Source organism: Actinoplanes sp. M2I2 (assembly GCF_023544445.1).
Taxonomy (GTDB): domain Bacteria; phylum Actinomycetota; class Actinomycetes; order Mycobacteriales; family Micromonosporaceae; genus Actinoplanes.
In genome coordinates, this window is record NZ_JALPVJ010000002.1 from 612,697 (window position 1) to 635,698 (window position 23,002).

The 23,002-nt window shown below is 73.2% G+C and carries 25 protein-coding genes; 14 read left to right on the top strand and 11 right to left on the bottom strand.

What is annotated here, in order from left to right:
• Positions 1-11: 11 nt before the first annotated feature.
• Positions 12-464, bottom strand: coding sequence for a hypothetical protein (locus HJC40_RS06680; protein WP_249999127.1), 453 nt, complete (start codon positions 462-464; stop codon positions 12-14).
• A gap of 65 nt (positions 465-529) precedes the next feature.
• On the bottom strand, positions 530-1,003 hold the full coding sequence (locus HJC40_RS06685) for a hypothetical protein (protein ID WP_249999128.1): 474 nt from the start codon (positions 1,001-1,003) through the stop codon (positions 530-532).
• A gap of 139 nt (positions 1,004-1,142) precedes the next feature.
• Between HJC40_RS06685 and HJC40_RS06690 the strand changes: the two genes are divergently transcribed.
• Entirely contained in the window at positions 1,143-3,926 is a 2,784-nt protein-coding gene (locus HJC40_RS06690) for a BTAD domain-containing putative transcriptional regulator (protein WP_249999130.1), read from the top strand.
• A gap of 175 nt (positions 3,927-4,101) precedes the next feature.
• Positions 4,102-4,701 carry a GNAT family N-acetyltransferase gene (locus HJC40_RS06695; protein WP_249999132.1) on the top strand — a complete coding sequence of 200 codons (600 nt, stop codon included), beginning with the start codon at positions 4,102-4,104 and terminating at the stop codon, positions 4,699-4,701.
• Here HJC40_RS06695 and HJC40_RS06700 read toward each other — a convergent pair.
• Entirely contained in the window at positions 4,677-5,141 is a 465-nt protein-coding gene (locus tag HJC40_RS06700) for a nuclear transport factor 2 family protein (RefSeq protein WP_249999135.1), read from the bottom strand. The two genes, HJC40_RS06695 and HJC40_RS06700, sit on opposite strands and share 25 nt — an antisense overlap.
• A gap of 208 nt (positions 5,142-5,349) precedes the next feature.
• Here HJC40_RS06700 and HJC40_RS06705 point away from each other — a divergent pair, with 208 nt between their 5' ends.
• Positions 5,350-6,258 (top strand): hypothetical protein, encoded by a 909-nt coding sequence (locus HJC40_RS06705; protein ID WP_249999136.1) that lies wholly within the window; start codon positions 5,350-5,352, stop codon positions 6,256-6,258.
• A gap of 19 nt (positions 6,259-6,277) precedes the next feature.
• Here the strand turns inward: HJC40_RS06705 and HJC40_RS06710 are convergent, their stop codons facing one another.
• Positions 6,278-7,033 (bottom strand): hypothetical protein, encoded by a 756-nt coding sequence (locus HJC40_RS06710; protein WP_249999138.1) that lies wholly within the window; start codon positions 7,031-7,033, stop codon positions 6,278-6,280.
• Position 7,034: 1 nt separating this feature from the next.
• On the bottom strand, positions 7,035-7,802 hold the full coding sequence (locus tag HJC40_RS06715; protein WP_249999141.1) for a helix-turn-helix transcriptional regulator: 768 nt from the start codon (positions 7,800-7,802) through the stop codon (positions 7,035-7,037).
• A gap of 85 nt (positions 7,803-7,887) precedes the next feature.
• Here HJC40_RS06715 and HJC40_RS06720 point away from each other — a divergent pair, with 85 nt between their 5' ends.
• A complete protein-coding gene (locus HJC40_RS06720; RefSeq protein WP_249999143.1) occupies positions 7,888-8,268 on the top strand; it encodes a nuclear transport factor 2 family protein in 381 nt (126 codons plus the stop codon).
• 12 nt (positions 8,269-8,280) lie between these two features.
• Here the strand turns inward: HJC40_RS06720 and HJC40_RS06725 are convergent, their stop codons facing one another.
• Together HJC40_RS06725 and HJC40_RS06730 are read right to left on the bottom strand one after the other, a co-directional pair.
• The gene (locus tag HJC40_RS06725) at positions 8,281-9,603 is read right to left on the bottom strand and encodes a hypothetical protein (RefSeq protein WP_249999145.1); all 1,323 of its coding nucleotides are present in this window, start codon (positions 9,601-9,603) and stop codon (positions 8,281-8,283) included.
• Positions 9,600-10,649, bottom strand: a complete 1,050-nt coding sequence (locus tag HJC40_RS06730) for an NAD-dependent epimerase/dehydratase family protein (RefSeq protein WP_249999146.1) — start codon at positions 10,647-10,649, stop codon at positions 9,600-9,602. The genes HJC40_RS06725 and HJC40_RS06730 overlap by 4 nt, the downstream gene beginning before the upstream one ends.
• Before the next feature lie 154 nt (positions 10,650-10,803).
• On the opposite strand from HJC40_RS06730, the gene HJC40_RS06735 reads away from it, so the two are divergent.
• The 9 genes from HJC40_RS06735 to HJC40_RS06775 all read left to right on the top strand — a co-directional run bounded on the left by HJC40_RS06735 (position 10,804) and on the right by HJC40_RS06775 (position 18,098).
• Complete coding sequence (locus HJC40_RS06735) at positions 10,804-11,460, top strand: glycosyltransferase family 2 protein (RefSeq protein WP_249999148.1); 657 nt, start codon at positions 10,804-10,806, stop codon at positions 11,458-11,460.
• Positions 11,457-12,119 (top strand): DUF2064 domain-containing protein, encoded by a 663-nt coding sequence (locus HJC40_RS06740; RefSeq protein WP_249999150.1) that lies wholly within the window; start codon positions 11,457-11,459, stop codon positions 12,117-12,119. Before HJC40_RS06735 ends, HJC40_RS06740 begins: the two co-directional genes overlap by 4 nt.
• Positions 12,116-12,754, top strand: coding sequence for a class I SAM-dependent methyltransferase (locus HJC40_RS45145; protein WP_308200850.1), 639 nt, complete (start codon positions 12,116-12,118; stop codon positions 12,752-12,754). Before HJC40_RS06740 ends, HJC40_RS45145 begins: the two co-directional genes overlap by 4 nt.
• Positions 12,727-13,950: a molybdopterin-dependent oxidoreductase gene (locus tag HJC40_RS06750; RefSeq protein WP_249999152.1), complete on the top strand. Its 1,224-nt coding sequence runs from the start codon at positions 12,727-12,729 to the stop codon at positions 13,948-13,950. The genes HJC40_RS45145 and HJC40_RS06750 overlap by 28 nt, the downstream gene beginning before the upstream one ends.
• Positions 13,947-14,384, top strand: a complete 438-nt coding sequence (locus HJC40_RS06755; RefSeq protein ID WP_249999154.1) for a hypothetical protein — start codon at positions 13,947-13,949, stop codon at positions 14,382-14,384. Before HJC40_RS06750 ends, HJC40_RS06755 begins: the two co-directional genes overlap by 4 nt.
• Positions 14,374-15,099, top strand: a complete 726-nt coding sequence (locus HJC40_RS06760; RefSeq protein WP_374271179.1) for a response regulator transcription factor — start codon at positions 14,374-14,376, stop codon at positions 15,097-15,099. The genes HJC40_RS06755 and HJC40_RS06760 overlap by 11 nt, the downstream gene beginning before the upstream one ends.
• Complete coding sequence (locus HJC40_RS06765) at positions 15,096-16,103, top strand: sensor histidine kinase KdpD (protein ID WP_249999158.1); 1,008 nt, start codon at positions 15,096-15,098, stop codon at positions 16,101-16,103. The genes HJC40_RS06760 and HJC40_RS06765 overlap by 4 nt, the downstream gene beginning before the upstream one ends.
• Before the next feature lie 123 nt (positions 16,104-16,226).
• Entirely contained in the window at positions 16,227-17,492 is a 1,266-nt protein-coding gene (locus HJC40_RS06770) for a sodium:proton antiporter (protein ID WP_249999161.1), read from the top strand.
• Positions 17,493-17,663: 171 nt separating this feature from the next.
• Positions 17,664-18,098 carry an integrase gene (locus tag HJC40_RS06775; protein WP_249999164.1) on the top strand — a complete coding sequence of 145 codons (435 nt, stop codon included), beginning with the start codon at positions 17,664-17,666 and terminating at the stop codon, positions 18,096-18,098.
• 119 nt (positions 18,099-18,217) lie between these two features.
• Here the strand turns inward: HJC40_RS06775 and HJC40_RS06780 are convergent, their stop codons facing one another.
• The 3 genes from HJC40_RS06780 to HJC40_RS06790 all read right to left on the bottom strand — a co-directional run bounded on the left by HJC40_RS06780 (position 18,218) and on the right by HJC40_RS06790 (position 20,623).
• Entirely contained in the window at positions 18,218-18,601 is a 384-nt protein-coding gene (locus tag HJC40_RS06780; protein WP_249999166.1) for a nuclear transport factor 2 family protein, read from the bottom strand.
• A 130-nt stretch (positions 18,602-18,731) separates the two neighbouring features.
• Positions 18,732-19,607, bottom strand: coding sequence for an arylamine N-acetyltransferase (locus HJC40_RS06785; protein ID WP_249999168.1), 876 nt, complete (start codon positions 19,605-19,607; stop codon positions 18,732-18,734).
• Positions 19,608-19,621: 14 nt separating this feature from the next.
• The gene (locus HJC40_RS06790; RefSeq protein ID WP_249999171.1) at positions 19,622-20,623 is read right to left on the bottom strand and encodes a M48 family metallopeptidase; all 1,002 of its coding nucleotides are present in this window, start codon (positions 20,621-20,623) and stop codon (positions 19,622-19,624) included.
• 230 nt (positions 20,624-20,853) lie between these two features.
• Here HJC40_RS06790 and HJC40_RS06795 point away from each other — a divergent pair, with 230 nt between their 5' ends.
• Positions 20,854-21,285 (top strand): hypothetical protein, encoded by a 432-nt coding sequence (locus HJC40_RS06795; protein ID WP_249999173.1) that lies wholly within the window; start codon positions 20,854-20,856, stop codon positions 21,283-21,285.
• A gap of 161 nt (positions 21,286-21,446) precedes the next feature.
• On the opposite strand, the gene HJC40_RS06800 is transcribed toward HJC40_RS06795, so the two are convergent.
• Positions 21,447-22,922: an amidohydrolase family protein gene (locus tag HJC40_RS06800; protein WP_249999175.1), complete on the bottom strand. Its 1,476-nt coding sequence runs from the start codon at positions 22,920-22,922 to the stop codon at positions 21,447-21,449.
• Between the last annotated feature and the right edge of the window lie 80 nt (positions 22,923-23,002).

Consider the following 23,002-nt stretch of genomic DNA (forward strand, 5'->3'; position numbering starts at 1 on the left):
TGGCGTTGCGCTCAGTCGAGAGCGTTGATGTACGGCGAGTCACGAGTCAGCATGGCGTCGGTGGCGGCGTCGTTGCTGTAGGCGACGAAACGGGCCTTCACGGTGCCCTCGCCGAATGCGCCGTCCCACACCACAACGCGCGGGGGGTTGGTCTCGCTGCACCATCGGGGACCGGTTGCGAATTGCGCCTCGTTGTTCGAGTCGACGAGAACGATACGGAACGTCTTACAGCTGCTAGGGCGTTTGGTGACCGTTGCGTATCCAGCTACGGTCTCATAGGTTCCCGTGCTGTCCAATCCGCTGTTGGTGACGCAGATGTCCACATTCCAAGAACTGGTGACGTACTTGGGACTACGGCAGGCGGTCGTGGTTGCGGCTGCGGGCGACGCGGCCACCACAAGAGACAATGATGTGGTGAGGAGAGTGGCCACGGCCACGCTGATTGATTTCTTGGTCAAAGACATTTTTCCCCCGAATAAATGGCTTTTGTCAAATCATTGATCGGCCGTGCCGTCCACCGCACAGACGGTCAGCAGCGGACGGCCGTGATGACCGCCGTGTTGGTGCCGACGATGCGGACCCACATGCTCGACTGCGACGGGCTGCGGTAGAACGTGAAGGCGCTGCCGCCTTCCCACATGCCGTTGACCGTGCAGCCGCGGAACACCCGGAAGCCGTCCACGTCGTAGTAGTGGTTGTAGCTGCGCGAGGTCTGCCCGGGCGCCAGGTACTTACCGGCGTTCCAGGCGTTGTTGTTCCAGCCGTTCGTCATGCACGAGTGGCTGTCACCGTACGAATAGGAGCCGCTGCTCCAGCAGTTGGTGATCGCGATGCTGTTGCCCGCGCTGCTCTGCACCCGGACCGTGCCGCCACATCCCGGTGTGTGACACACCGCTGCCGAGGCGGGCGACGCCCAGGCGAGGGGGATGAGGGTGATCAAGGCGGCGAGAGCGACGAACCAGGTCCTCGCCCGTAGGTGGCGCAGGGCCAGATGCGAACTCATGGACTTCCTCCCTCGGTCGGCGACCCACGGGACGCGGGCCCCGGAAAGCAAGGTCGCAGACATCGACACAGGTTTTTCACAGGCCCGGCGGACGGCTGCGGGCTGCGACGTCTGGAGCGAACCCGATACAGTCGCGAGCGTGATCGGGGGCGGGGGCCACCGAGGCCACGGCTTCTGGATCCTGGGCCCGGTCGAGGTGCGGAACGGTGACGGTCCGATCGCGCTCGGGGGTCCCCGCGCTCGCAATCTGCTGGCCTGTCTTCTGCTCGACGCGGACCGCGTCGTGAGCGTCGATCAGCTGGTCGACGCCGTGTGGGGTGACGACCCGCCGGCCGGGGCCCGCATCCAGGTGCAGAACCGCGTGTCCACTCTGCGGACCCAGCTGCGTCGGGCCGGGCTGGGCGCCGCCCTGATCGAGCGCCAAGCGCCCGGCTATCGGCTGCGGCCGGGCCCTGTCCCATACGATCTGGCGCTCTTCAGTGTCGAGGCCGAGCGGGCGCGGAAGCTCGACGACGTCGCCGAGGCGGCCGACGTGTTGCGGGCCGCTTTGGGACTGTGGCACGGCCCGCCTCTGTCCGGTGTCGACACCGGTCCGCTGCGAGCCGCGGCCGAGGCGCTCGAGGAGTCCCGGCTGCAGGCGTGGGAGACCTGCCTGGGCTGGGAGCTGGCCGCCGGCCGGGTCGAGCCGGCCGCCCGCGACCTGCCGGTCCTGACCCGTGACCACCCGTATCGGGAACGGCTGGCCGCACTGCACATGCGCGCGCTGGCTGCCACCGGACACCGGGCGGCCGCGCTCGAGGCCTACCGCCGCGTCCGGGCCCGGCTGGTGTCCGACCTGGGCATCGAGCCCGGCGCCGAGCTGGCCGGCACGCTCGAGGAGCTGCTCAAGGAGGAGCCGGGCCCTGACCTGGGAGAGCTTGTCCCGGCGCAGCTCCCGGCCGACATCCCGTTCGTCGACCGGCGCCATCACCTGCGCGCTCTCGACGCTTTCGGGGCGGGCGGCCGTCCCGGACCATCCTGTGTCGTCATCACCGGTCCGGCCGGTGTCGGCAAGTCGGCCTTGGCGGTGCACTGGGGTCACCTCGCGGCCGCGCGCTTTCCCGACGGGCAACTCCATGTCGGACTACGGGGCTACGCGCCGTCGGGCCAGGTCCTGACGCCCGGGGCGGCGCTGCGTGGCTTTCTCGAGGCGCTGCGGGTGCCGCCCGAGAAGGTGCCCACCGGCGTGCAGGCCCAGGCTGGTCTCTTCCGTAGCCTGCTGGCCGGGCGGCGGATGCTGATCGTGCTGGACGACGCGCGCGACGCCGACCAGGTCCGGCCGCTGCTGCCGGGCACGGCCGGCTCCCTGGTGCTCGTCACCAGCCGTGCCCCGCTGACCGGGCTGGCCGTGACCGGCAGCGCCGAGCACCTGACGGTCGAGCTGATGTCGGCCGACGACGCTCACGAGATGCTCGCCGTGCGCGTCGGCAGGCCGCAGCTGGCCGCCGCGCCCGCCGCCGCCGCCGCGATCGTCCGTCGGTGCAGCGGTCTGCCGCTGGCCCTGGCCGTCGCGGCTGCCCGCGCGGCGGTCAGCTCCTCCGGCTCGGCCTTGGCCGACCTCGCGGCCCAACTGGAACGGGACGGTCGCCCGCTCGACGCGTTCGCCGAGGTCGCCGACCGGGCCAGCGACCTGCGGACGGTTCTCTCCGTGTCCTACCGCCGGCTCAGCCCGCCGGCGGCGCGCGTGTTCCGGCTGCTCCACCTGCGCATCGGCGACCGGATGACGACCGGTGCGGTCGCCGCATTGATCGGTGCCGGCCGGGCCGCGACCGAGCGGCTGCTGTCCGAGCTCGCCGACGCCTCCCTGCTCACCGCCGACGGTGTGCACTGCACCAGCCACGATCTGCTGCGGGCCTACGCGGCCGAGCTCACCGGCGACGATGACGACGCCCGGGCCGCCGAGCGAAGGTTGTTGGACTACTACCTGCACAGTGCCAACGCCGCCGAACGCCTCATCTACCCCACCCGCGACGCGATCACCTTGGACGAGCCGGCCCCGGGCGTGGTCGCCGAGAGCTTCACCGACGCCGCCGCGGCCACGAGCTGGATGCGCGCGGAACGGTCTGTCCTGATCGAGGCCGTCGACCGGGCCTTCGGCGCGGGGGAACATCAGCACGCCTGGAAGCTGGCCTGGGCCCTGACGACGTTCCTCAACCGCAGCGGTCACTGGCACGACTGGGCCCGCACCCAGCGGCGAGGTCTGGCCGCGGCGCGTCGGCTCGGTGACCGCTCCGCCGAGGCCTGGTGCCATCGCGACCTGGCCAACGCCTCGACCCGGCTCCGGCGGTACGACGTCGCCCGCCGGCACCTCGGGCTGGCCCTGGCGCTGTTCGAGCGGACCGGCGACCGGGCCTCGGTGGTGAGCACCCACGGCAATCTTGCCTGGATGGAGGAGCGCGAGGGCCGGTACGCCGAGGCGCTGCGGCACGTCGAACGGGGCCTGGAGATCAGTCGGCGGCTGGGTGGCCGGCGAGTGGCCAGCATGACGAACGCGGTCGGGTGGTATCACGCCTTGCTGGGCGACCACCGGGCCGCGATCGAGTTCTGCCGCGAGGGTCTGCGCCGGTTCCGGGCGGCGGGCGATCGGCACGGCGAAGCGCACGCCTTGGAGAGCCTCGGCTACGCCGAACAGCATCTGGGCCACCACGCCATCGCCGTCGAGCTCTACCGGCAGGGGGTCGCCCTGTGCGACGAGAACGGCGAGCGCAACCTCCAGGGGCAACTGCTGATCCGGCTGGGCGAGACCCACGTCGCCGCGGGCGACCCGGCCGCCGCCCGACGTGCCTGGCAGGAGGCGTTACGCATCTTCGACGCGATCGACGTCCGGACCGCGACCGACGTGCGGGCGCGGCTGAGCCGACTCTCAGATCACGGGCCATCGTGAGGCCCGGGAATGGCGTCACCACCGACGGCCTTCGCCGGTCGACGGTCTGCTGCTGGTGCTCCACTACGCTGACGAAATCGGCGACAACGCCGAGAAACTGCGCCTGACGGCCTCGCTCACCACCGACACCGCTCCGCGTGGTTTCTGATGACATGGCAGCCGGCCGGAGGCATCGATGCTCGATCCGAACGCGACGATCCCCGCCGAGCTCCTTGATGAAACGTTCGTGGCGACACCGCTGACTGTGGACACGGCACCCCTGGACTACGCGGCCTACATGGCGAGCCCGGATGTGATCCGGGTGCACAGCGACGGCCGGTGGCCGGTCGCCGGATTCACGCTGGAGGACGACCGCGAGCAGGTGGCCCGGCATCAGGCCGACCACGAGGCACGCCGGGCGTTCACTTTCACTCTGTTGACGCCCGACCGTGACGCATCGTTGGGCTGTCTGTATCTGAACCCGCTCCGGGCCTTCCTCCAGCGTGCCGGCGCCGATGGGAAGACGCTGGCCAGATTCCCGGTGAACTGCGCCATGGTCACTTTCTGGCTTCGTCAGGATCAGCAGGACACCGGGCTGACCGACGCGGTGGCGGAAGCGGTCGACGCGTGGCTGACGACGGCGTGGCCGCTGGAGACGTACCTCTTCCGATGTCTGCCTGCCGAGCTTGGTTCCCGCCGCGCTCTCGAGAGGCTGAGTCTCCGTCAGGTGGCACTGCGCCTCGACATCGAGAAGCGCCCGTACCTCTGGTATCAGCCGGGCTCCCTCGGAGCTTGATCGGCTGGTTGCGGTCGAAGGGCGTTCAGCAGGCTGTCGAGCTGACCCCAGGCCCGCGCGCTGGCGACGTGGTCGATGTAGTCCCGCGACTCGATGATGAGTCCGTCGCGGATACGCATCACGAAGACGCAGGGCACCCTGAACGTCTCACCTGTCTCCTCGACCCTTCCCTGATAGGCGAACTCGGCGACGATCACCTCCGGGTCGGTCGTTTCATGAACCGTCACGTCGACCGGCTTACGGTTCAGCGTCCGGGCGACCGGCGGCGGCGCGGTGAAGTGTTCGTTCAGCTCGCTTCGGCTGAGCAACGGCGGTGGGGCGAGCGGGTGGAAGGGATGCGTGACGTGAGTCTGTTCGGCGTACAGGTCGGCCAGCTCGTCGTACGGTCCGTCGCAGACGCCGTTCACCAGCCGGAGGAACGTTTCGCGAGGGCTGCTCATGCCGGGTTTCCTTCCGCTTCGCCGATCACGTGGGGGCAGGCCGACGGACGTGTGTCCGTAAGCGACACCCATGGACGGCACCTTACGACCTCGGCTTCGACGGGACTGTCCCTGAGCGCCGGGACCGGCGTGGAGGCGCGATGGTGCGTCGGGCCGGGAACCGGAAGGATCGTGGCGGCGTCAGAGGGCGGCGGCGCGAGGGGGAGATGTGGGACGACGACTGTGGTGGGTGGCGGCGGTGGCGATGCTGGCCGGGTGTGCGGGTGCGCCGGCGCCCGGGCCGGTGGGGCCGGGGGAGACACCGCAGGCGGACGTACGGCAACGGTTGCGGGAGCGGGCCGGGGTGGTGCTGGCGAACTACCAGAGGGCCGTGGGGAACAGGGAGCTGGTCGTGGTGTGGGGCCAGGAAACCACGGTCTCCGGGGCGCTGGAGCCGCTGAACGAGCATCTCAAGACCGCGATCGGCGCGGGACGGCTCGAGGCGGCCGGCGAGCTGCCCGCGACACCACGCCGGCGGGGTGAGGCGGTGTGGTCCGGCGGTCGGCGGCTGTCGCTTCCACTCCTGCCTGCGCGGGAGGCGTTGCGCCTGCTGGCCGTGGACGACGACTGCCCGGAGTGTGTGCGGCACCCGGTGACGGGGGCACGGCTGACGACGATGCGGGTGTCGACCACGCGGGGGATGGCGACCGTGCCGGCGTGGGAGTTCTCGCTCGAGGACACGAAGGCGCGCGTTCTGCGGATGGCCCTCGACAGTGGCCCGCCGGTGCGGGTGGACCCGCCCGCGGGCAGTCCCGACGACGTTCCCGACGGCGCCGTGGCCGAGTCGGCCCGGGTCGACGGCAAGCGGCTCACCGTGGCGCTCACCGGATCGCGGGAGGGCGCCGACCAGCCGTGCGGTGAGGACTACGTCGCCGAGGCGGTCGAGTCCGACACCGCCGTGGCGGTGCTCGTTCAGGTACGCCGTTACAGCGGCCCCACCCCGGAGGTGCCGCCGGGTGCGGCCTTCGGGTGCTTGACGGTCGGCTTCCCGCGCACGGCCACGGTCACGCTGGCCGAGCCGCTGAACGGGCGGGCCGTCCTGGAAGTCCAGCAGGGCCAGCCGGTTCCGCTCCGCTAGGCCGGTGCCGTCCGGCTTCTCACCGGGCCCGGAACGAGTACATCGCCGAAAGCAAGGGCACGAGGGTTGCGGCGCCGGCGTCGTCCCCGGCAGCGACCAAGGCGGCGTGTGCGGCGATCAGCGTCGGGCTCAACGAGTCGTACCCGAGAGCGTCCCAGTCCGCCGCGGTCTGGGGCGGCCCGGCGCCCTCGTCGGGGTCAAGGCTGGCGCCGTGGTTGTAGGCCTCGTCGACCGGGCGTGACTTGGCGTCCAGGAACAGCCAGCCGCACAATGTGAGCTCCGAGATGTCGCCCGGGATCCAGTCGCTGGGATAGCAGCGGGCGGCGTCCAGTTGCCACATGCCTTCCTGCCCCCGGGACGTGAACGTCTCTCGCCGCCGCGTGAAGTCATAGGTGGCCGCGTCGCTGCGGGAGTCGCCGGCGGGCCACCACTTCTGGTAGTAGGCCCGCGGACGGGCGTGCGAGTTGCCCAGCCGCTTGTGCTCGACCACGACACCGAGCCAGGCGGCCGGGTCCGCCGCTGTCCCGAACGCCAGAACAAGATCGGGGCCTTTGCGGAGGGTCGCGACGTAGGTGAGGGGCAGGGCTGCGACGCGGCTTCGCACGGTGGCGCGAAGCCCCCCGACGATGGCGTCGCGAACGGCTGCTCCGCCGGCATTGTCGGTGGCGAGGGCCTGGGCCAGCCGCTCGCTGTAACCGCCCTCGTCGACCGGTCCGATGCGGACGCGCTGAGGCCACGCGTCCAGCCACTCCTGATGGTGTGGTGGCGCTTTCACATCAGGACCCTTTCCGGAAGTAGGCCGCGGTCTCCTCGTCGGCCGGGTAGTACGACTCGATGGCCACCTCGTCCAGCGTGATGTCCATCGGGGTACCGAACGTGGTGATGGTGGAGAACAGGCGCAGTTCCCGACCGGCCACGCGGACGACCATCGGCAGGACCACGTCGGAGGCGACCGAGCGGCTCGGTTCGGCGTCGGCTTCGGGCGCCAGCAGTTCCTCGTACAGTGCGGTCAGTTCCGGATCCGGGGCGGCGGCCAGCTGGCGGGTGATCCGGGTGCGGAACATCGCCCGTACGTCGGCCAGGTTGACCACCAGCGCCGCCAGCCCGCGCGGGTCGAGGCCCAGTCGCACCAGGTTGACCGGTGGCCGCAGCAGGTCGGGCGCCACCTGGGCGAAGAACGGGTCGACGGCGCGGTTGGTGAGCAGGATGTTCCACCGCCGGTCGAAGACCAGCGCCGGGTAGGGCTCGTGCGCGTCCAGCACCCGCTGGACGGCCGAACGCGCCGCCGACAACGCGTCGTCGTTCAGTGGACGCTCGGGATATCGGGGTGCGAAACCACCGGCCAGCAGCAGGCGGTTGCGGTCGCGCAGCGGCACCTGGAGCTGGTGGGCGAGACGCAGGATCATCTCGGGGCTGGGCCGTGACCGGCCGGTCTCGACAAGGCTGACGTGACGGGGCGAGACGTCGGCGGCGATGGCGAGGTCCAGTTGGCTGATCCCGCGCTTCTGCCGCCACTGCCGCAGGAGCTCGCCCACTGTCTGCACGACCCGAAGCGTACGCATCCGCCGGCGGAACGCCATGACATGCCAGTTCATCGACAATGGCCTCGGCCGGGGAAACACTGCCGCCATGACTGAGGCAAACAAGCGCATCGTCCAACGGGCCCTGTCCGGATTGGTGGAGACCGGCGACACCGACACGCTCGGGTCGTTCCTGAGCGAGGACTTCGTCCACCACCGGCCGGGTCCGGCCGGCCGGACCAAGGCCGCCTGGCTGGCCGATGTCCGCGCGGCGCAGGGACCGCTGGCCGCCATGCGTGTCGAGGTCCGGCATCTGGTGGCCGACGATCAGTACGTCATGGTGCATTCGGCGCGCCGGCTGGGCGATGCCGGTCCGCAGGTCGCGGTCGTCGACATCTGCCGGCTCGAGGGCGGGCTGATCGCCGAGATCTGGGAGACCATCGAGCCGGTCTCCCAGGCGCCCGCGAATCTGAGGTGGTGGGAGGTGTAGCGACCCCGGGCATCACCACGTGGTCAGCAGCAGGTGGTTGACGGCCAGCGCCACCAGCGCCTGGACGGCGAGCCAGAACCGGCGCCGGTCGGCCGGCAGCAGGGCGGCCCCGGCGATCAGCCAGCAGGCGAACGGCAGCCAGATCCGTTCGACCTCGGCCTTGCTGTAGCCGGAGAGGTCGGCGGCCACGATCGCCGCCAGGGCGCTGAGCGGCAGCACCCAGGCGGGCCGGCGGACCCGGCCCGCCGCGGCGATCGCGCGGCGCAGCATCACGGCCGCGGCGGGTCCGGCCGAGACGACCAGGATGGCCAGGTTGGCCCAGACCCAGTACGCGTACGGGCGGCTCGACGCGATGCCCTGGTAGTACCGCTGGGTGAGCAGGTGGTAGCCCTCGACCCACCAGAACCCGGACGCGGTGAAGGCGAGCACCACCGCGGCCACGGCGGCCGTGGCCCAGGCGGCGACCCGCCACGAGAAGCCCGCGACGGCGACCACTCCGGCGACGACGAAGGCCATGAGGACCAGACCGTACGAGAGGTAGCAGCCGAAGCCGAGCAGGAGCCCACCGGCGACCGCGCTCGTCCGCGCGCCCCGGGTGAGAGCGTGCGCGAGCAGGGCCACGCCGCTCGCCACGACACCCGCGAAAAGCCCGTCGGCCGAGACTCCCACCCACACCGCGCCGGGGAACAGCACCGCGAACGGCACGGCGACCCGGGCGGCCTCGTCGGCGCCGAGCAGACGGAGGGTCTGAGGCACGGCGACGGCGGTGAGGGCGCCGGCCGCCACGCAGACCAGCCCGGCCCACCCGCCACCGGCCAGGCCCAGCCGGTCGAGCCCGACGAAGACCAGCAGCGCGCCGGGCGGGTGCCCGGCCACGTGTGTGGTCCAGGATTCGGGGCTGCCGGCCAGGATCCGCGAGGTGAACTCGTGCAGTGTCCTGCTGATGTCGGTGATCGCGCCGACCTCGCTCAGATATTCGGGCCCGGTGGACAGCCGGCCGGCCACACCCCGCGACCACCCGTCGACCAGGGCCAGCGACAGCGTCCAGGCCACCGCGGCGGCGTAGGCGGCGGCCGACAACCGGCCCCACGACAGCCGGGCCGCCAGGCCGGGGCCGCGCCACCAGACCAGCCCACCGACCAGCACCGCCGCCGGGGTGCCCGGCCCGAGGTGTGGCCGCCAGTGCGCGAACAGCGGGGCCGCGCTGGCCTGCACCGGATGGCCGAGCAGGTAGAGCACCCCGCCGACGGCCGCGGCCACGGCGAACAGCCCGAGCGCGACCGCCGCCGTCACCAGGTCGGGGCGTGCCGTCCGCCGGCGAACCGGGACCGTCATCCGCGCAGCGGCGCGGTCGCGAAACCGGCCACCCCCTCGGCCAGCCCGACGGCCGCGCGGAACCCGAGTTCCGCCTCGGCCCGGGCGGGCGAGGCGACCACGTGCCGGACGTCGCCCAGCCGGAACTCGCCGGTCACCGTCGGCGGCGGCCCGCCGGTGGCCGCGGCCAGCTCGGCCGCCATCTCGCCGATCGTCGCCGGGCGCCCCGAGGCGACGTTGTAGGCCCGCCATCCCGGGCCCCGGCCGGTGGCCGCCACGGCGGCCAGGTTGGCGGCGGCGACGTCGCTCACGTGCACGAAGTCGCGGCGCTGCCGGCCGTCCTCGAAGACCCGCGGGGAGCGCCCGGCGGCCAGCGCCGACCGGAAGATCGCGGCCACCCCGCTGTACGGGGTGTCGCGCGGCATCCCCGGGCCGTACACGTTGTGGTAGCGCAGCGCGGTGACCGACCCGCCGGTCTGCCGGGCCCACGCGGCGGTGAGGTGTTCCTGCGCGACCTTGGTCGCCGCGTAGACGCTGCGCGGGTCGAGGGCCGCGTCCTCGGTGACGAGGTCGGAGGCCAGCGGGGCCGCGCAGACCGGGCAGGTGGCCTCGAAGCGGCCGCCGGCCAGGTCGTCGGCCGACCGCGGTCCCGGACGCACGGCGCCGTGCCGGGAGCAGGCGTACCGGCCCTCGCCGTAGACCACCATGGAGCTGGCCAGCACCAGCCGGGACACGCCGGCCCGGGCCATCCGCGACAGCAGCACGGCGGTGCCGAGGTCGTTGCAGCCCACGTACTCGGGCAGGTCGTCGAGGTCGACGCCGAGCCCGACCATGGCCGCCTGGTGCACGACCACCTCGACGCCGGACAGCGCCGCGGTGACGGCGGTCGGGTCGCGCAGGTCCACCCGATCGACCGGAACCCCGGCGACGGTCGCCGGCAACGGCGCGCGGTGGGCGGCCGGATGCCCGACGTCCACAATGGTCACATCGTGGCCGGCATCGCGCAGGCTCCGGACGACATGGGTTCCGATGAAACCGGCGCCGCCGGTCACGAGTACGTGGGTCACGGCGCCGACGGTAGGGCCGCGCCCGCCCCCGGGGCGCGGATCGGGGCCGTCCGTCAGCGGATCGTAAGAACCACGCGGTCACGTCATCGTTCGGTAAGACTTCGTCACCGGCGCGTAAGACCTTCCCGGCGTGATCATCTCTAACGTCCGCTGCATGACCGACGTGGTACTGCCCTGCCGGAACGAGGCGCCCGCCCTTCCCGGCCTGCTGACCCGGATGCCGCCCGGCTACCGGGCGATCGTGGTGGACAACGGCTCGACCGACGGCTCGGCCCGGGTCGCCCGCGAGTACGGCGCCGTCGTGGTGACCGTGGCCGAACCGGGCTATGGCGCCGCCGTCCACGCCGGCGTGGAGTTCTCCCGCCCCGACGACGGGGTGGTCTGCGTGATGGACGCCGACGGCTCGTTCGACCCGGAGCAGCTGCCGCGGCTCGCCGATCCGGTGCGCGCGGGCACGACCGACCTGGCCACGTCGCGGCGGCGGCCCACCCGCGGCGCCTGGCCGCTGCACGCCCGGGCCGGTAACGCGCTGCTCGCGTGGCGCCTGCGGCGGCGGGCCGGTCTGCCGGTGCACGACATCGGGCCGATGCGGGCGGTGCGGCGCGACGCGCTGCTGGGGCTGAACCTGACCGACCGGCGCTTCGGCTACCCGCTCGAGCTGCTGATCGCGGCCGGCCGGGCCGGCTGGCGGGTGACCGAGCTGGACGTCGACTACCACCCGCGGGCGGCCGGGACCCGGTCCAAGGTGTCGGGTTCGGTGCGGGGAACCCTGCGGGCGATCCGCGACATGAGCTCGGTGCTGAGCCGATGAGCGACCGGGGACAGATCGTGGTGCTGGCCAAGGCGCCGGTGCCGGGACGGGTCAAGACCCGCCTGTGCCCGCCGTGCACACCGCGGCAGGCGGCCACCGTCGCGGCCGCGGCGCTGGACGACACGATGGACGCGGTGTCGTCGATGCCGGCGGTGCGGCGCTCGCTGGTCCTGGACGGCCGATACCCGGCGCCGCCCGGCTGGCGGATCCTCCGGCAGCGCGACGGTGCGCTGGGGGACCGGTTGGCCGGCGCCTTCGCGGACACGGCGGTCGCGGGCGCCGCCACCGTGCTCGTCGGCATGGACACCCCGCAGCTGACCGCGGCCCAGCTCGATGCCGCGCTGGGACTGCTCGTCGCGCCGGCCGGCCCGGACGCCGTGCTCGGCCTGGCCGACGACGGCGGGTGGTGGGCGCTCGGACTGCGCGAGCCCGGGCCGGCCGAGCTGCTCCGGGACATCCCGACCTCCACCTCGGTCACCGGGGCGCTGACGCTGGCGGCTCTGCGCGCGTACGGCTTGACGGTCGAACAGCTGCCCTCGTTGCGCGACGTCGACACCGCCGGGGACGCCCACGCGGTCGCCGCGTGCTGTGCGCCCGGCAGCCGCTTCGCTCGCGCGGTCGCCGGCAACGTCCCGGTCACCACCGGGGTGGGCCGGTGAGCGCCGCGGTGTTCGACGAGGTGCTGCTGCGGGCGGCCACCGGCCGGCGCGCGACGTTCGCGGTGCGCAACCCGCTCGGGCGGCTGCACGAGTTCGACCCGGCCGCCTGGTGCCGCGACGAGCTGCCCGGCGACGCGATGCTGCTCGACCGGTGCGCCGGGCCGGTGCTCGACGTCGGCTGTGGCCCGGGCCGGCTGGTGGGCGCGCTGGCCGCGGCCGGTCACACCGCCCTCGGCATCGACCTGAGCCCGGTCGCCGTACGCCTGACCCGCCGGCGCGGCGCCGCGGCGGTGCGCCGGGACGTCTTCGGTGCGGTGCCCGGTGCCGGCCGGTGGCGCGACGTGCTGCTGGCCGACGGCAACATCGGCATCGGCGGCGACCCGGCGCGCCTGATCCGCCGCTGCCGTCAGCTGCTGGCACCCGGCGGCCGGCTGCACGTCGAGCTGGCGCCGCCCGGCAGCCCGAGCTGGTCGGGCCGGGCCACCGTGCAGACCACCGCCGGTCCCGGGGCCGTGCTGCCGTGGGCGGCCCTGTCCATCGACGACGTCGAGGCGCCGGCGGCCCGCGCGGCGATGCTGGTCCTCGACGTCCGAACGGAGGCCGGACGATGGTTCGCCACCCTGACGCCCCGGTGACGGCCCCGCGCCGGCTGGTCCGGTGGTTGTCGGCTCCGCTGCCCGCGCCACCGGAACGCCTGCGGCGGGGACCGCTGCGGCCCGGTTCCTTCCCGTCCGGGTCGCGGTCGGCCCGGCTGACCAGCCAGCTGGGTCTGGCGCTGGCCGTCGCCTTCGGGATCTGCTTCGGCACCGGCCTGCTCAGCCATCTGATCCAGCACCCGCCCGGCTGGTTCTGGTGGCCGGCCCGGCCGGTCGGCCTCTACCGCGTCACCCAGGGCCTGCACGTCGCCACCGGGCTCGCCTCTGTGCCGCTGCTCGGCGCCAAGCTCTGGTCGGTGTTTCCGAGGCTGTTCACCTGGCCGCCGGTGCGCTCGATCGCCCACGCGGCCGAGCGCGCGGGGATCGCGGTGCTCGTCGCCGCGTCCCTCTTCCAGCTGGTCAGCGGCGTCCTCAACGTCGCCCACTGGTACGCCCCGATGCCGTTCTTCTTCACCAGCGGCCACTACTGGGTCGCCTGGCTCACCGTCGGCGCCCTGCTGGTGCACGTCGGCGTGCAGCTGCCGGTGGTCCGGGACGCGCTGCGCCGTGGCGTTCCCGAGCTCCGGCCGGTGCGGGCCGACCGCCGGCGGCTGCTGGCCGGGGTGGGTGCGGCGGCCGGGCTGATCACGCTGACCACGATCGGGCAGACCGTGCGGCCGCTGAGCGGTCTGGCCGTGTTCGCGCCCCGGCGGCCCACCACCGGCCCGCAAGGCCTGCCGGTGAACAAGACCGCCGTGGCCGCCGGCGTGGCCGCGACGGACGGGGACGCGTACCGGCTCACGGTGATCGGCCCGGCCGGGCCGGTCGAGCTCGACCTGGCCGCGCTGAACGCGATGCCGCAGCACACCGCCGACCTGCCGATCACCTGCGTCGAGGGCTGGAGCGCGGACGGCAGTTGGAGCGGCGTGCGGCTGGCCGACCTGGTGCGGCTGGCCGGCGGCGACCCGCACCGGGCCACGGTGCTGGTCGAGTCGCTCGAGCGCGGCGGGCGCTACCGAACCTCCACCGTGGCCGCGCCGCACACCCGGGACCCGTCGACGCTGCTGGCCCTGCGCCTGCACGGCGAGCCGCTGCACCCCGACCACGGCTATCCGGCCCGGCTCATCGCGCCCAACCGGCCGGGAGTGCTGCAGACCAAGTGGGTCGCCCGGATCACCGTACGGGAGGAAGCATGACCCGGCTGCGGGCCGCGCTGGTCGGTTCCGGTGCGCTCCTGATGGCGTACGCCGTGGCCGGCGCCCTGACCGATCCGGGCGTGAAGCCGTTCGGCGTCGTGCTGTTCCTCGCCGCCGTGCTGGTCGCCCACGACGCCGTCTGGATGCCGGTCGTCCTGGCGGCCGGCGCGCTGCTCGGCCGGTTCGTCGCCCGGCGGCACCGGCCGGTGGTGCGCGCCGCCGCCCTCATGGCCGCCTCCCTGCTGGTGGTGGCCGTGCCGCTGGTGGTGGCGGTGCGGCCCGCGGACAACCCGTCGGTGCTGCCGCTGGCGTACGGGCGCGACCTGGTCCTGACGCTCGCGGCCCTGGCCGCCGGGACGATCCTGGTGGTCGCCTTCCGCGGCCTGCGCAGTCGTAAGCGAACCGAAAGAACCGCCGGCCGCGATGATCGGTAGCGTGGTCGGGATGGAGCATCAGGTGCTGGTCGTCGACGACGACCCCATGGTCAGCGACGTGGTGCGCCGCTATCTGGAACAGTCCGGCTGCCGGGTGCGGCTGGCCGCCGACGGGTCGGCCGCCCTCGCCGCGGTCGCCGCCGAGCGGCCCGACCTGGTCGTCCTCGATCTCATGATGCCCGGCCTGGACGGCCTGGAGGTGTGCCGGCGGCTGCGGGCCGACCAGCCCGACCTGCCGGTCGTCATGCTCACCGCGCTGGGCGAGGAGGCCGACCGGGTGCTCGGCCTCGAGGTGGGCGCCGACGACTACGTCACCAAGCCGTTCTCCCCCCGGGAGCTGGTGCTGCGCATCCGGTCGGTGCTGCGCCGGGCCACCGGGTCCGCCCCCGATCCGGCGGCGCCCGCGATGCTGGCCGACGGGGAGCTCCTGGCCGACACCGGGCGCCGGGTCGCCCGGCTGGGCGGCGAGCCGGTGCCGCTGACCGTGCGCGAGTTCGACCTGCTCGAGTTCCTGCTGCGCAACCCGGGCCGGGCCTGGTCGCGGGCCGACCTGCTCAAGAGGGTGTGGGGCTGGCAGATCGGCGACCACTCGACGGTCACCGTGCACGTCCGCCGGCTGCGCGAGAAGATCGAGCACGATCCGGCGGCGCCGCGGCGCATCCTCACCGTGTGGGGCATCGGCTACCGCTACGAGCCGGAGGTCACGGCCGGATGAGCGACATGCTCCTCATCGGGCTCTACGCCCTGGTCGCGGGGGGTGTGGTCGGGGCGGCCGGCGCCGTCGCCCTGCGCCTGCTGCGCCACCGCTCGATCCTGATCCACGTCGTCGTGCTGCTCGCGATCACCGTGGCGGCCGTCGCCGCGGGGGTCGCCGCCGTCGCCCGGGCCATGTTCCTGTCCGCTCACGACCTGCGGGTCGTCCTGGTCACCGTGAGCGCGTCGGCGCTGGTCAGCCTGACCGTGGGAGTGATCTTCGGCCGGCGCCTGGCCGCCTCGGCGGTGTGGGCCCAGGAGGCGCGCGAGCGGGAGCGCCGGCTCGAGTCGGGCCGGCGTGAGCTGGTCGCCTGGGTGTCGCACGACCTGCGGACGCCGCTGGCCGGCCTGCGGGCGATGGCCGAGGCCCTGGAGGACGGCGTCGTCGGCGACCCGGCCACCGTGGGGGAGTACCACCGGCGGATCCGCGTCGGTGCCGACCGGATGACCCAGCTGGTCGACGACCTGTTCGAGCTGTCCCGCATCAACGCCGGCGCGCTGCGCCTGGCCCTGACGGTCGTCCCCCTGCACGAGGTGGTGTCCGACGCGCTGGCCGGTGTCGCGCCGCTCGCCGCGAGCCGCCGGATCACGCTGACGGCTCCCGAGTCGGGCTGGCCGCCGGTGCGCGCCGGGGAGCGCGAACTGGCCCGGGTGGTGAGCAACCTGCTGGTCAACGCGGTGCGATACACCCCGGAGGACGGCACGGTGCAGGTCGACGCCGGCCGCGAGGGGGCCGACGTGTGGCTGGCCGTCTCGGACACCTGTGGCGGCATCCCCGACGACGACCTGCACCGGGTGTTCGACGTCGCGTTCCGCGGCGAGCGGTCGCGCACCCCCGAGACGGGCGCCGGCGGCGGGCTGGGGCTGGCCATCGTCCGGGGGCTGGTGGAGGCCCACGGCGGCCGGGTGCAGGTGCTCAACCGGGGCCGGGGCTGCCGCTTCGAGGTCCGCCTGCCCGCCGCCTGAGGCGCCGCCCGTGCGGTTCCCGGCGGTTTCGGGACGGGTTACGGGCGCGCAGCTTCCGGGCGGCGGACAAACGATCTGGACCCGACCGGCATGGTTCAGGGCCGCCAGGGGCAGATTGCACGGGTGCAAATCTCTGATGTGATCTTCGGCGTGGTCGGCGTCGGCGTGCTTCTGGCCGGCATCCTGCCGCGATTGCTGGAACACCGGCCCCTGTCGATGCCGATCATCTTCGTCGGGCTCGGCATGCTGGTCTTCGGGCTGCCGATCGACCTGCCCGACGCCGACCCGCTGGCCCACCCGAAGGTGACCGAGCACCTGACCGAGATCGGCGTGATCGTCGCGCTGATGGGCGCCGGGCTCAAGATCGACCGTCCGTTCAGCCGCAAGGGCTGGGCGTCGACCTGGCGGTTGCTGGCCATCGCCATGCCGCTGACCATCGCCGCGATGGCGCTGCTCGGCTGGTGGTGGATCGGCCTGGTGCCGGCCACCGCGCTGCTGCTGGGGGCGGCGCTCGCCCCGACCGACCCGGTGCTGGCCTCGGACGTCCAGGTGGGCGAGCCGACCGACGAGGAGGACTCCGAGGACGAGGTGCGGTTCGCGCTGACCTCGGAGGCCGGGCTCAACGACGGGCTGGCGTTCCCGTTCGTGTACGCGGCGATCGCGATGGCCGGCGCGGCCGGCCTGGGCTGGGTCGGCGAGTGGGCCTGGCAGGATCTGCTCTACAAGGTCGTGGTCGGCATCGTCGGCGGCCTGGTGGTCGGCAAGCTGCTGGGCAAGCTGTTCTTCCGGGCCAAGACCGAGGCGTTGCGGCTGGCCCGGCACTCCGAGGGTTTCCTGGCCCTGGCCGCGACGTTCCTGGCCTACGGAGTGGTCGAGGTCGCGCAGGGCTACGGGTTCCTGGCGGTGTTCGTGGCCGCGCGGGCCATCCGGGCCGCGGAACGTTCGCACGACTATCACCAGGTCCTGCACGATTTCGCCGAGCAGACCGAGCGGCTGCTGACCGTGCTGTTGCTGCTGCTGTTCGGTGGCGCCGTCGTCGGCGGTCTGCTGGAACCACTAACCTGGCCGGCCGCGCTGGCCGGGCTGGCGCTGATCTTCGTCCTGCGACCGCTGGCGGGCTTCCTGTCGCTGCGCGGCGCGCCGGGGCGCCGGTCGGAGCACTGGGTGATCGCGTCCTTCGGCATCCGCGGGATCGGCTCCTTCTACTACCTGTCGTACGCGCTGACCCAGGCCGCCTTCCCCGGCGCCGACCTGGCCTGGGCCACGATCGGGTTCGTCGTGCTGGTGTCGGTGGTGCTGCACGGGGTGGCCGCCACCCCGGTGATGCGCCGGCTCGACCGGGCCAACCAGCGCACCGGCCAGGACCAGGCGGTGGCCGGCGCGGCCTGACGGTTGCTCGCCCCGGGCCGGCGGCTCGCCCCGGGCCGGCGGCTCGCCCCGGGCCGGCGGCTCGCCCCGGGCCGGCGGCTCGCCCCGGGCCGGCGGCTCGCCCCGGGCCGGCGGCGAATGCCGTGGCGCGAGACCGGCCGATCGGGCAGGATCCGGCCCAGGGTGATCGACGTGCGGACACGATTGCGGCGGATCCGCCTCGACGGGCGCACCTATACCTGGCGGGCGGAGATCGGCCATGTGCGCGGCAGCGGCGACTGTCACCGGTGCGTCCGGCTGCGGGCCTGGGGCGCCGGGAAGACCGGCCGGGCGCTGCAGGCCGATCTGCTGTCGACCGCCTGGCCGGCGCCGTCCGGGGCGTGCGCGACCGACGGCAGCTATCCCACCACGGCCGAGGTGCGCGCGATCATCACCTACGCCCTCGGCCAGGGCTGGCCGCCGGACCGGCGCGGCGGAACCTTCGTCCTGTCGGAGCGCGAGCACGCGGCCCGGTTCGCGTTGCCCGGTTTCCTGCTGACCGACCGGCTCCGTACGGCAGAAGGCGCCGATCCCACCGCCCGGGTGATCAAGGCCCACGAGGCCCGGCCGGCCGCGGCCCCGGAGTAACCGGCTCACCGGCGCTCGATCGGGTGCCCACGTCCGGGCGGCGCAACGCCGGAGTAGCCGGCTCACCAGCGCTCGGCCAGTCGCCCGCGACCGGGCGGCGCCTCGCCGGAACAGCCGGGTCACCAGCGTTCGACCAGGTGCTTTCGTCCCGGCGGCGGATCGTAGGGCTCGGGCCAGTGATCAGTGATCCGGCCGATCAGGCCGTGCTCGTCCACCTCGAGCCAGACGCACGCCTCCAGTCCGTCGTCACCGACCCGGACGTCCAGCCACAACGCGGCGAGCTGGCCGTCGGCGACCACCCGGCGCACGCGCAGGTGCCAATCGCCCGGATACTCCTCGTTGAACCGCACGAACGCGGACCGGCCGCGGATCCGCTCGCGCGTCTGCGGCATCTCGTAGATCACGTCGTCGGTCAGCAGGCTGGTCAGCCGGGGCCAGTCACGATGCTCGAGACTGTCGACGTACGCGATCGCTGCCTGCCGGGTCGCGGGGGTGTCAACCATGCGGCGGACGCTATCGCGCACCCCCGACAGAAACGGCTCAGGCGGCGCTCCGGGCCGCCCGCTCGGACAGGCGCAGTCCCGGGCCGAGCGCGGCCGTCACGACCAGGGACGCGAGCTGGTCGCCGCCGGGTCAGGTTGATCCTCTGTTCACGTTGATCCACTGCTCGTGGGCGATCACCAGGCGCCGCCACAGATCGGCGCGTTCGGGGGGCGTCACGTCGTCGAGGGGCAGCCCGAAAAGGTCGTCGAGCGCGTTGAAGTAGTCCTGCCGGTCGTCGAGCACGGTGCTGCTGGTCGTCTCGCCCACCCGCGTCAACGTCAGCCCGCGCAGGACATCGGCGCCTGTGGCGTCGCGACGCTGCACCGTGGCGGTTCGCACGAAACCGGACTCGGGCGAGGTGGACAGATGCCGGTGCTGGTCGGCGAACGCCGGCATCCCCGTGGCCTCGCCCCGGAAGTCCAGGCCGAGGAAGCCGCCGCGCGGGTCGTGGTCGAACCGCCATCCACCCGGCTCGGCGGTCGAGGGACGCAGGGCGTACCGGAACGGCCCCTGCCGATACTCGCCCTCGACCAGCGGTAGGGGCTCATGCAGGCCGTCGCCCATCCCCAGGTCGACCAGCCACCGGCCGTGCGGCGCGCCGGGCGCGGGCAGCTCCGACACGGTCAGCACCAGATGGTTCCCGGTCGCCCCGGCGGGCCGCCCGGCTGTCGGCTGCACCCCGCCGACGTGGCGGCCGACCCGGTATCCCAGCGCCCGCAGCAGCGCCGAGAAGGCCCCGTTGAGGTGATAGCAGTAGCCGCCCCGGCCCCGCAGGATCCGGTCCGCCGACTCCAGCGGGTCGACGGTGGTGGGCCGCCCGAGCCAGATTTCCAGACACTCGTAAGGGACGCGTTCGGCGTGGGCCCGATGCAGCGCGCGCAGATTCTCGACGCTTGGTGATCCGTGTGCGGCAGGGTCGATGCCGAGCCGCCGGAGATAACCGGGGATGTCGATCGCGCGAGTCACGGGCGGGGCCCTTCTCAGTCGTGGACGATCTCTTTCAGCATCGTGCGGTGCAGCGCCTCGGCGTACGGCTTGAGCTCCTGCTCCAGGATGGCGGCCTCCGCCTCGCCGACGCTCACCGCCGCGCCGTGAGCCGGGCGGGTGGTCAGCCACTGATGGCGCCGCCCGGGCGCGGGGTGTGAGGCGAAGAACGAGGCTTCCGTACGGATGGAGAGCTGCCGCCGAGCCGCCGCCCCCGCCGATTCCCGTTCCTGCACCGACTGCAGCATGCGGCGCCACCGCGTCGCGGCCTCACCCTTCGGCACGTGGCGCTGCACGTATCCGGCCGGGCTCGGGATCGCGGCGGTCACGTCGAGCAGGCGGAGCACGGCGGCGGTCCCGGCGGCCCGGGCGGCCAGGTCGTCGGCTCGCAGCTCGACGGTGCGCTGATCGCGGGCGGACACCGCATTGATCGCCAGGTGCGTGGCGAACAGCAGCCAGGAGAGCACGCCGCCGGTCAGCTGCCAGATCAGCAGGCCGGCGAGCTGGATGCTCGGCCCGAGCTCCCAGGGCGACACGCTCGGCGGCCGGATCAGCTCGGACAGGCGGCCGAACGTGTTCCGGGCCGGCGCGGTGAGCAGGACGCGACGCGTGTCGGCGTACCGGAGGTGACCGAGTTCGTGACCGAGCAGCGCCACCACCTCCTGCGGCCGCAGGGCGAGCAGCAGCCGCACCCCGAGGAACAGGACCCGCCGCGGCCGGGGCCCGACGGTCACGACGCCCGCGCTCCACCCGAAGGTGATCAGCACGACGTCCGGCCGCGGCGTGTCCAGCCGTTCGGCGATGCGGCCGATGATCGCGTGCAGGGTCGGCGCGTCGGCCGGCTCGACCCGGTAACTGTTCTTGAGCAACGGCTTCAGGCGGTCGAAGCGCGGGCGGAGCAGGGCCGCGAAAGCCAGCAGGAACAGACCGGAGACGATCGGCCAGAACGGACCTCCGACGACGATCAGCCACACCCCGGCGACGATCGCCGTCACCATCACGACCATGATGACCGCGGAGATGGCGACGAGGAAGCGGTGACCGCCGCGACCGACCGGCTCGACCGCGGCCGACTCGGCGAGCAGCCGATCCGAGCGGAACCCGGCGTGCCGGCCGATCTCCGCACGGCGCTTGGCAGTGTTTCCGCGTGGGCCCGTCCGGGTGAGGGCCCGACCGCATGGGATCGCGGCCGAGCGGGTAATGGCGCGGGTCGACGAGGGGTGGTCACTTGAGTACGTTCCTGGTGCTGGCCGGCATCGCGCTTGTTCTGTGCGGCGTCGTTCTGGTCGTCGTGCAGGTGCGTCGCGGTGCGGTCGGGCTGTCGCCGGTGCGCGGCGTGAGCGCGGAGACCCGCCGGGCCGTGGCCCGAGCCATCCGCGTCGGCGAGACCGACGACCCGGAAGTCGACCGCCTGGCCCGCCGCACGCTGCGGTCCGAGAACGCGTTCCGCTGGTCGATCTACTTCTACGGGACGATGCTGGCCGTCTCGGTCTACCTGCTCATCGTCGGCCCGCACACGCCCGACCGGGTCCTGCAGCAGTCCGCCCTCGTTCTGCTCTGGACCGGCCTGACGGCGCGGGACGTGGTCAACCGGCGTCGCCTCAACCGTTATCGCGGCTTGCGGCCGACGCTGACGGACGCGGGCGCTTCAGGAGTGTGACGGTAGTGCCGTAGGCGCTCAGTAGCTGTCCGGGGTGGCGGCACTGGGTGTGCCGCCCTCGGCCTTGCCGACGATCAGCTGCCGGCCCGGCGCGCTCCGGACAGGGGTCCGTCCTGGTCCCGCGCCCGGCCGCCGGTGGGCGACGAGGCGCGGGATCGGGATCAGGCGGCCTGAAGGACCGGTGTGCAGGCGCAACCGGCCACCCGCGCCGCGAGGGTCCCGCTCGCCGCCGCGGCCTCGACGTCGCTGAGCATGTCCTCCCGGCGTTCCGCGCTGATCAGCTCGCCCCGCACGACCACCGCGTGTACCCGCTGGGTGTTGCGGATGTCGGCGAGCGGATCGGCGTCGAGGACGACCAGGTCGGCGATCGCGTTGCGCCGGACGGTGCCGGCGTCGCGCAGACCGAGGAACCGGGCCGGTGTTCTGGTCGCCGCCCGGAGGGCCTGCATCCGGGTGAAGCCGGCCGCGACCAGGTTCCGCAGCTCGTCGTGCAGGCTGAAACCGGGGTAGATGTAGGGCGTTCCGGTGTCGGTGCCGGCGAGGATCGGCACCCCGGCTCGATGGGCGGCGCCCAGCCAGTGCAGACGGGCACGGAACAGTTCCCGGTGCTCGGCCGCGTCCTTGGCCGTACGCCCGGCCAGATAGACCTGCTCGAGCTGGTCCTGCCAGCTGGTCCGGGTGGCCGCCGGCAGGTAGCGCAGCCGGTCGCTGTCCGACGTGGTCGACTCGGGCAGGTCGAAGACGCGGTGCTGGACCAGCGTGGGCACCTGGTGCGAGCCGTCGGCCGCCAGACCGCGGAACACTTTCCGGGCCCGCGCCGGGTCGAACGTCCGGGCGGCCAGGACCTCCAGCGGGTGGGTCCGGTTGAAGTAGCTGTTGAAGTCGCCGCTGCGGATGGTCGCGAGCCGGCGGCGGATCTCGGTCTCCGCACTCGAGGTGTCGAACCAGCCCGTGAAGAGGTGCTCGAAGCTGCGCTGACCGGCCGCGCTCGCCTCGGCCAGGGGGATCGCGTCCGGGGTGTGGCCGACGAAGGCGACGCCGAGCCTGCGCGACTCATCGGCGATCGCGTAGTAGGCCTCCGGGCTGAGCCGGACGTAGACCTTGATGAAGTCGGCTCCGCCGGCGACGGCCGCGCGCACGGCCGCCCGGGCCTGCTGAGCATTCGCGACTTCGACGTACGGTGCGCCCGCCCCCGCGAGCAGGGCCGGGCTGCCGTCGAGGATGCTGCTGGCGACGGTGTAGCGAGGACCGCGTAGCGTGCCGGCGGCGATCCGGTCCCGCCATTGGTAGAGGAACGCTTGGCCGTTCATGTCGCGTACCGTCGTGACGCCGTTGGCCAGGAACAACGGCAGGTCGATCTGTTCCTGGCCGCTGCCGTGGACATGGGAGTCGGTCAGACCCGGGATGACGAACTTGCCGCGCCCGTCGACCACCTCGGCATCGGCCGGCACGTGCACCTCGCGTGCGGTGCCGACGGCGGCGATCCGGTCGCCGCGCACCACGACCGTGACGTCGCGCAGCGGCTTGTCCCCGGCCGGGTCGATCACTGTGGTCCCGGTGATCGCCACAGTGGAGCCGGAGCCCCCGGCTGGGCCGGTGGCGTCGGCCGGGGAGCCCTTCAGGGTCCCGATCGCCATTCCCGCGCCGACTCCGAGACCGGCACCGAGAAGCCGGCGTCGGGAGAACCTTGCACTCATCGCTGATCTCCATCGTTGGT